4 protein-coding genes and 1 pseudogene are annotated in these 6,694 nt (G+C 67.3%); 3 read left to right on the top strand and 2 right to left on the bottom strand.

Annotation, left to right across the window (positions count from 1 at the left end; translation table 11 throughout):
- Together ACLJWH_RS15190 and ACLJWH_RS15185 are read right to left on the bottom strand one after the other, a co-directional pair.
- A pseudogene (locus ACLJWH_RS15190) lies at nucleotides 1-159 on the bottom strand (IS630 family transposase); the annotation flags it as partial.
- On the bottom strand, nucleotides 84-623 hold the full coding sequence (locus ACLJWH_RS15185; RefSeq protein ID WP_411142198.1) for a winged helix-turn-helix domain-containing protein: 540 nt from the start codon (nucleotides 621-623) through the stop codon (nucleotides 84-86). The gene ACLJWH_RS15185 and the pseudogene ACLJWH_RS15190, both read right to left, overlap by 76 nt.
- 969 nt (nucleotides 624-1,592) lie before the next feature.
- Between ACLJWH_RS15185 and ACLJWH_RS15180 the strand changes: the two genes are divergently transcribed.
- From ACLJWH_RS15180 to ACLJWH_RS15170, 3 genes are all read left to right on the top strand, one after another.
- Complete coding sequence (locus tag ACLJWH_RS15180; protein ID WP_411142197.1) at nucleotides 1,593-2,507, top strand: ParB N-terminal domain-containing protein; 915 nt, start codon at nucleotides 1,593-1,595, stop codon at nucleotides 2,505-2,507.
- An 807-nt stretch (nucleotides 2,508-3,314) separates the two neighbouring features.
- Complete coding sequence (locus ACLJWH_RS15175; protein ID WP_411142196.1) at nucleotides 3,315-4,652, top strand: NAD(P)-binding protein; 1,338 nt, start codon at nucleotides 3,315-3,317, stop codon at nucleotides 4,650-4,652.
- A gap of 997 nt (nucleotides 4,653-5,649) precedes the next feature.
- Nucleotides 5,650-6,684 carry an ATP-binding cassette domain-containing protein gene (locus ACLJWH_RS15170; protein ID WP_411142195.1) on the top strand — a complete coding sequence of 345 codons (1,035 nt, stop codon included), beginning with the start codon at nucleotides 5,650-5,652 and terminating at the stop codon, nucleotides 6,682-6,684.
- Nucleotides 6,685-6,694: the final 10 nt, after the last annotated feature.

Here is a 6,694-nt window from a genome sequence, read left to right as displayed (position 1 = left end):
GGAGATCCGGCGGCGGGACCTGCCACGGACCCTGACGACAGGAGTGTGGCCACGGCGGCCCCAGGTGCGTGCACGAGGCGGCGTCATCGCAAACCCTGCCTCGTCCTCGAAGACGATCCAGGCGCCGAGCGCCGCCGCGGCGCTTTTACCTGCGGCCACACCTCCTTCTTCCACAACTCCACCGCATGTTCGTCCCGTTCCAAGGCCCTGCGAGCCGGCGCCTGCCATGACCAGCCACGCCTTTTCAGCAGCCGCCACACAGTCGCTACCGACACACTCACCCGCAAGCGGCGGGCGATCACCGCTTGGACCCGAACCAAGGTCCACCGCTGATCTTCGAAGCCATGGGCCGCCGGGCCCCTGCCCAGTTCCTCCTCCATCACTGCAAATTGGGCATCTGAGATCCTCGGCACCTTCGCCGGCCCAGCGGAACGCAGGGCCTTTGGACCACCCTCCCGCCAGGCTCGACGCCAGCGTTCCACCGAACGCTCGCTCACCCGCAACTCCTTTGCGATCACCGCGGTCTTCTCGCCCGCTGCGAACCGCCCGCCGGCCTCCAGCCGCACCTGTTCACGAAACGCCCGCCGCTCAGCAGTCAGGCCCCCACCGTCCGCATACCGCATCCCACCGGCATAGCGCAGGGATCATCAACAGTCACTCCCCGACGACAAAGCGAAAACCTCAGTAATCCTCAGAATTTCTGGCGCATCACACTAGCCGAAGGTGGCGGCCGGCCGTCCACCGGCCGCAGCGACAGTCCGGCCAGTGAGGCTCTTGGAGCCGACCCGGGTACCCGCCGGCCCCACTTTTGACCGTCCGCCACTGCACTGGCCGTTGACGGACGCCTCGTCCGCATCGATGCGGTAGTGGGAACGGTGCGCGAAGGTCCCGGCCTGCCCTCGCCATTCGCGCCCAGGAATGATCACCGGGCGCCCACCGACGGCCTTGCCGCCGAAGGCGGATGAGACGGGTTTCCGCCAGCTCGCCACACCCACCCCGCCCCGGCGCCTCATGCTCGAAACCAGCCCGTACAACCCGCGACCAGCTGAAATATCCACCGAATCATGGGAGGTGGGTGAAACCTATGATCAGCACGACTATTCTCAAATTATCCCCACAACACCTCAGGCCATCCCATGCGGCAGCCCTGTCAAGCTCGTTCACACTCTTCGCAAAGAATCAACGTCGCCCCAGCTCACACCCGACGCGCATCCCAACCAGCGGCCGCGGAACGACATCATCGAGCCGTTCCGGGTTCCCCTCGGGGAAAATGGCCGATCTCGCGCTATGGCCGAACTTTTGCCTTGTTATTCGGTGTTGTTGACGAAACAGGTGTTGCCCAACGTAAGCTCTGTGAATCCGATAGCCGCTTGAGCAGAGAGTGGCTCGGGTCAGGTCGAGAGTGCTTCTGTTCCGCTTCGTGACGGTTCCGGTAAGTGTCAACATCGTCGACCGAGGGGCTCCCGGTGGCTGAAATAGTTCAGGCCGATTCACCTCTGAAGAGCAGCTACAGAAACGTTCCTGCTGCTGGAGTCCAGGGGAGCGGCCTATCGGTCGGACAACGGACCACTCGTATAGCGACCAGGTCGCTGTTGGCAGCCGACTCACCTCGCAGCACCGGAGAGAACGCCGAGCACATCCGCTTGCTCGCCGATTCCGGAGCTCGGCTGCCACCCATCGTCGTGCAGCGCTCGACCATGCGGGTCATCGACGGGATGCACCGGCTGCGGGCTGCCGCGCTCCGCGGCGAGACCGAGATCGAGGTGCGGTTCTTCGACGGAGCGGAGGAAGACTCCTTCCTCCTCGCGGTCAGGTCCAATATCGCCCACGGACTGCCACTGTCCCAGGAGGAGCGCGCCGCGGCCGCCAAACGCATCATCCGCTCCCATGCCCAGTGGTCCAACCAGGCGATCGGCGAGGTCACCGGGCTGGACGCGAAGACGATCGCGGCATTGCGACGAGACTCCAAGGATGTACCGCAGCCGGACGCCCGGATCGGCAGGGATGGACGGGTGCGGCCCGTCAACGGAACCCAAGGGCGCAGGCTGGCCGGCGAATTGATGGCCGAGCAGCCGGACGCGCCGCTGCGCAAGATCGCACATGCGGCAGGGGTGTCGCTGGGCACCGCCTCCGACGTGCGCCGGCGGATCCGCAGTGGCCAGGACCCGGTCCCGGCCGGACGGCGGACGGCTGACCCGCAGCCACCGGCCCGGTACACCGCGTCGGAGGGCCGACGCGGTACGACTGCTCCGCAGGCCGCCGAGCAGAACCGGCGCGTCCTGCTGCAGAAGCTGCGCAAGGACCCCTCACTGCGTTGCAATGAGGCCGGGCGTGCCCTGCTGCGCTGGCTGGAGGTGCAGGCAGTGGAGGGCGGGGAATGGGAGCGGCTGCTGGACAGCGTGCCGATGCACTGTACGGCAGCCATCGTGGAACTGGCGCGGGGCTGTTCAGGCGTCTGGCAGGAATTTGCCGCGCAACTGGAACGGCGTGGACGGGAAAGTGCGTGAAACGCGCAGAGTTCGGATCTGCGCGTTTCACGCAGAACGAGTTCCCGACGCTTCCTCGATGACCTCTCCTGTGAACCAGGGAGACCAGCGGCAGGGCTTCGGCGCAGACCTTGTCCGTAACGGTCAGCTGTCGAGTTCGGCGAGCCTCGTCACCGAGGAGACCCACCGGGCCGAGCTCCCGGGGCGCGACTACGGAAAGCCCGGCCCCGGACATCCCCATGAGCTCGGCGGAGAGGGGCCGACGACCGGGACGGACTCCTTGCCGGAGGCGGCCAGGGCAATCGGCCGGCTCCGGCCCGGCGGCTTCCGGACCGCGTCGCACAGTCGGCGGCCGCAACGGACGGTGGTGTTCAACCCAGGAAAATCCTTGGTTGAACACCAGCGGGGCGGGCGGGTGCGGTGCGAATGTACGGGGACTTGTACGTGAAGGGGAACGGGGATTGACTGCCGGGGGACAAGGACGATTCCCACGGGAATTCCCGGGCCGACGGCATGCCGATTTCGGGGTGCCGAGAGGGATGCGCCTGGGGCAGCAATCCACGCCCCCCATTCCGCCTGCTCAGCGGGAAAACCTCGACGCCAAGACCGAGAAAGACCTGACGGTGTCCTATGAGAAGTCGGCGTCGATGCCTGCCTGACTCCCGGCCTTGCCCGGACTCAGGTGTGTGCTCGACACTTCTTGACGCTCTCCCTCGTCACACCGGGATCCACCGGTGAAGACGCTGGAATGAGAAAACCCTTCACAAGTGCACCCGCGTCACGGAGGCACACCAGAAGTGCCTTGGGACAAGGAAATGAGGCTGAACTGTGCTGGATACGGCGGTAATCGGGTCGGGCATGGCGGGGACGGCGGTGGCCACGGAACTGGAACGACTGGGCCGCGACTACCTCGTGCTGGAGGCAGGCCCACACCAGGGACGCGCGCATATCGCCGCGGACGAGGGCACCGCTCACCTGGCCGAACCGGCGCAGGATCCGGCCTTCACCCCATTCCTCGCTCAGCCCGGGACACCGTACGGCCCGTTATCGGGGTACCGGCGACGCGTCGGCGGGCGGAGCCTGTACTGGCGCGGGATCTGCCTGCGCATCGAGGACGACGCGCTGCGCGAGTGGCCGACCGAGGTACGGCGCGCCTTGCTGGGAACGGACGGCGAACCGGGGCTCTACGCGCGAACCGAGGCGGCCCTGAGGGCGTGGTCCGGCGGAATCCGGCTCACGCAGGCCCGCACCGAAACAGAGGAGGCGATGGCGAAGGAACTGGCCGGGCTCGGATACCCGGCCGTGCCGACCCCCCGGGCCATACGGACGCTGGGCCAGGGCCGTTGGGAAGCGTACTCCCCGGTCACCGGCCTGCCGTCCGAGCGCATCCGCACGGGGCAGCGCGTCAGTGCCGTGCGGAAGCGGGCCGAAGGCGGCTACTCGCTGATCCTCGACGACGGGGACGGGCCCGCACTCGATGCCCGGCACGTCGTCCTGTGCGCGGGCACCGTCGGCAATATCGAGCTTGTCGACGGTCTGCTGCACGGTCGCAACCGCGAGGCGCGGCGGTACTCCCTCGTCGACCACGTGGCCTGCGGCATGCTCGTCGTGGAGGACGGCCGGCACGAGGCGATGGAGTCCTCGGTGCACGCGGGGTTCGACGCGCCGTCCCGCTCCAATCTGATCGTCGAACGCCAACGGCACGGCAACGGTGTCCTCATGGACGCCTGGGCCATGGGGGAGCAGCCGCCGGAGGCGGCGTCCACCGTCCTGGTCGGAGACGGGACGAGCATCGTCCTGGAGCCCCCGGCCCTTGCCGCTCTCGAAGCGGTGCGCCGGGAACAGCACAGTCTGCTGAGGGAATTGGCCAGGCGCACGGGGCTCAGGCCGCGCTTCCCCGAGGAGTACGTCTCGTTCGACGAAGCCTTGGCCCAGGCCGAGGCGCAACCAGGCACCGCCGTCATCTACGACGCAACGATCGGGGAACTCGACCACGAGAGCGGGGGATTGCCGCTGGGCGGGGAGCACGTAGACGTCAGGGGACACCTGCGGGAGGCCCCTGGCGTGGCCGTCGCCGGCCCGTGTCTCATCCCCCGGGCGGGAGCGGCCAACCCGAGTTTCACCACGCTGGCCCTGGCGCGGTACGTCGTCCAGCACCTGCGCTGAGCACCCCGCGACGCCGCGCTCACCGGGCCGCGGTATCCGCGGAACGGGATCGTGCCCACGGCCGGCCGCGGGCCTGTGGGCAGCGGCGCCGCCCACGGTCAGGACAGCCCTTCGGGAAGCGGGTCACCGGCGATCCCGTGTACCGGATGAGCCCGCCGGGTACGTCACGCCGCTTCTTGTAGCAGCAATGGCTTTCCCCCAGAAATTCTGTTTCGGCTCACGCGCATTGCAGGATTGTCCGAGCCTCTTGAGGAGAACCTGCGTACCGCGGGCGCGCTCTTCGGATTGACGGGGTATTTCTCGAAGTTCCGTACGGCCGGCAGCTCACGGATGATGCCAAGGGACGTCGGCAGGGCCGCCTTGTTTCCCTGTCCCATTACGTCAATTCTGTCTGGTACAACGTCAGTTGGGGCGGTAGGGTCGGCAGCATTGAACGGCCGTGTGGGTCCTTACAGGTAGCTATGCAGCACTGCTTGGAGAAGAGCAGGTCGTGCGGCAGTCGTGGATCGGCCGTTTCCGCTATGGGCGTGTGGGGGAATATGCAGAGTGGTATGTCGGGTGATTCCGAAATTTCCTGGGATGGTGAGTTCTGAGTCCGTGAACCCAGTGCAATCGTTGATGCGGCCGAATGCTCTCCAGGTTCCATGGATATGCAGGATCTCCAGGATTTCCGGAGGAACAGCGTTGGCGGGCGTGATCGCACAAGCCCTCTCCACAACGGAGGGCTACGCGCGGCGGGAGTCACCGACGGAGAACTCGCCGACCCACGCTGTGCGAAGGCTGCACCACTCCTGCCGCGCACGCGGACAACATATCCGCGCAGCGCCCAGGGATGCCGATTCCACCGCCTTCCTCGACGGAGGGCACTCGCCCACGGCCGCAACGCCGGTCGTGGCGGTCCGGCGCACGGGGGAAGCCGGCGTCGCTCGACGTCATCTTCCAGGCGGCGCCCCGGACATGACGGCGAGGGCATCGCGGGACCTGGACCGGACCGCCGATGAGCGAATGGCCCACCACCGACACCGAACAAGGAGCCAAGCGCATGATCGAGGTCACCGGCCTCGGCCGAGTCTTCGTCAAAAAGGGGCGGCAGGCGAAGCGTGCCAAGCAGAGCGGACCGACGGCGCGGGACAGCCGTGTCGTCGCACTGGACAGCGTGAACCTGTCCGTTCCCGAGGGCGAGACCCACGGCGTCCTCGGGCCCAACGGGGCGGGCAAGACCACCCTGGTCAGAATTCTCAGCACCATGCTCCTGCCGACTTCCGGCCGGGCGTTGGTCGCGGGACACGATGTGACCACGGAGGCCGACCAGGTCCGCCGGCGCATCGGTATCGTGTTCGGCGGCGACAACGGCCTGTACACCCGGATCACCGCCCGCCAGAACCTGGTGTTCTGGGCGACGATGTACCGCGTCGACGCGAGTGTGGTGAAGCGACGCAGCCAGGAGCTGCTGGAGCGAGTGGGGCTCGCAGACCGGGCCGATGAGCCCGTGGAGGGCTTCTCCCGCGGTATGCGACAGCGGCTGCATCTGGCGCGGGGCCTGATCGGTGACCCGGCCGTGCTCTTCCTCGACGAGCCCACCATGGGCATGGATCCCCTCGCCACCCGTGACTTCCGCGACCTGGTCCACGAGTTGAAGGCCGAGGGACGCACCATCCTGATCACTACCCATGACATGTCCGAGGCCGAGGCCCTCTGCGACCGGGTGTCCCTCGTCGACCACGGGACGATTCTCGTGACCGAGCCGACCGCCACCATCGGGCGGATGCTCTCCGGACACGACCGGATAGACATCACCCTGCGGGAGGACCAGTCGCCTCTGCTGTCCGAACTCGCCGGCCTGCCGCAGGTGGAGCGTGTCGACAAGCTGTCGGAACCGGGATCCGTACGGATCCACACCGTGTCGGCCGACGCCAACCCCGTCGTACTGCGCTGGTTGCTGGACGCGGGCATCGACGCACTGCGGACGGGGCGGCCCACTCTGGAAGAGGTCTATGTCCACCTCGTGGGGAACCGGGGGCTGACCGTATGAGCGTGCGCGT

The sequence above is a fragment of the Streptomyces sp. x-80 genome (assembly GCF_046549095.1).
Lineage (GTDB): Bacteria > Actinomycetota > Actinomycetes > Streptomycetales > Streptomycetaceae > Streptomyces > Streptomyces celluloflavus.
Note: the sequence above shows the minus strand (reverse complement) of the source record. Positions and strands in the feature narration are given on the sequence as shown.

Bases quoted from the DNA above. Each gene is read 5' to 3' on its own strand.
- ACLJWH_RS15170 (WP_411142195.1), top strand. From the start codon at position 5,650: ATGAGCGAATGGCCCACCACCGACACCGAACAAGGAGCCAAGCGCATG.
- ACLJWH_RS15185 (WP_411142198.1), bottom strand. From the start codon at position 623: ATGCGGTATGCGGACGGTGGGGGCCTGACTGCTGAGCGGCGGGCGTTT.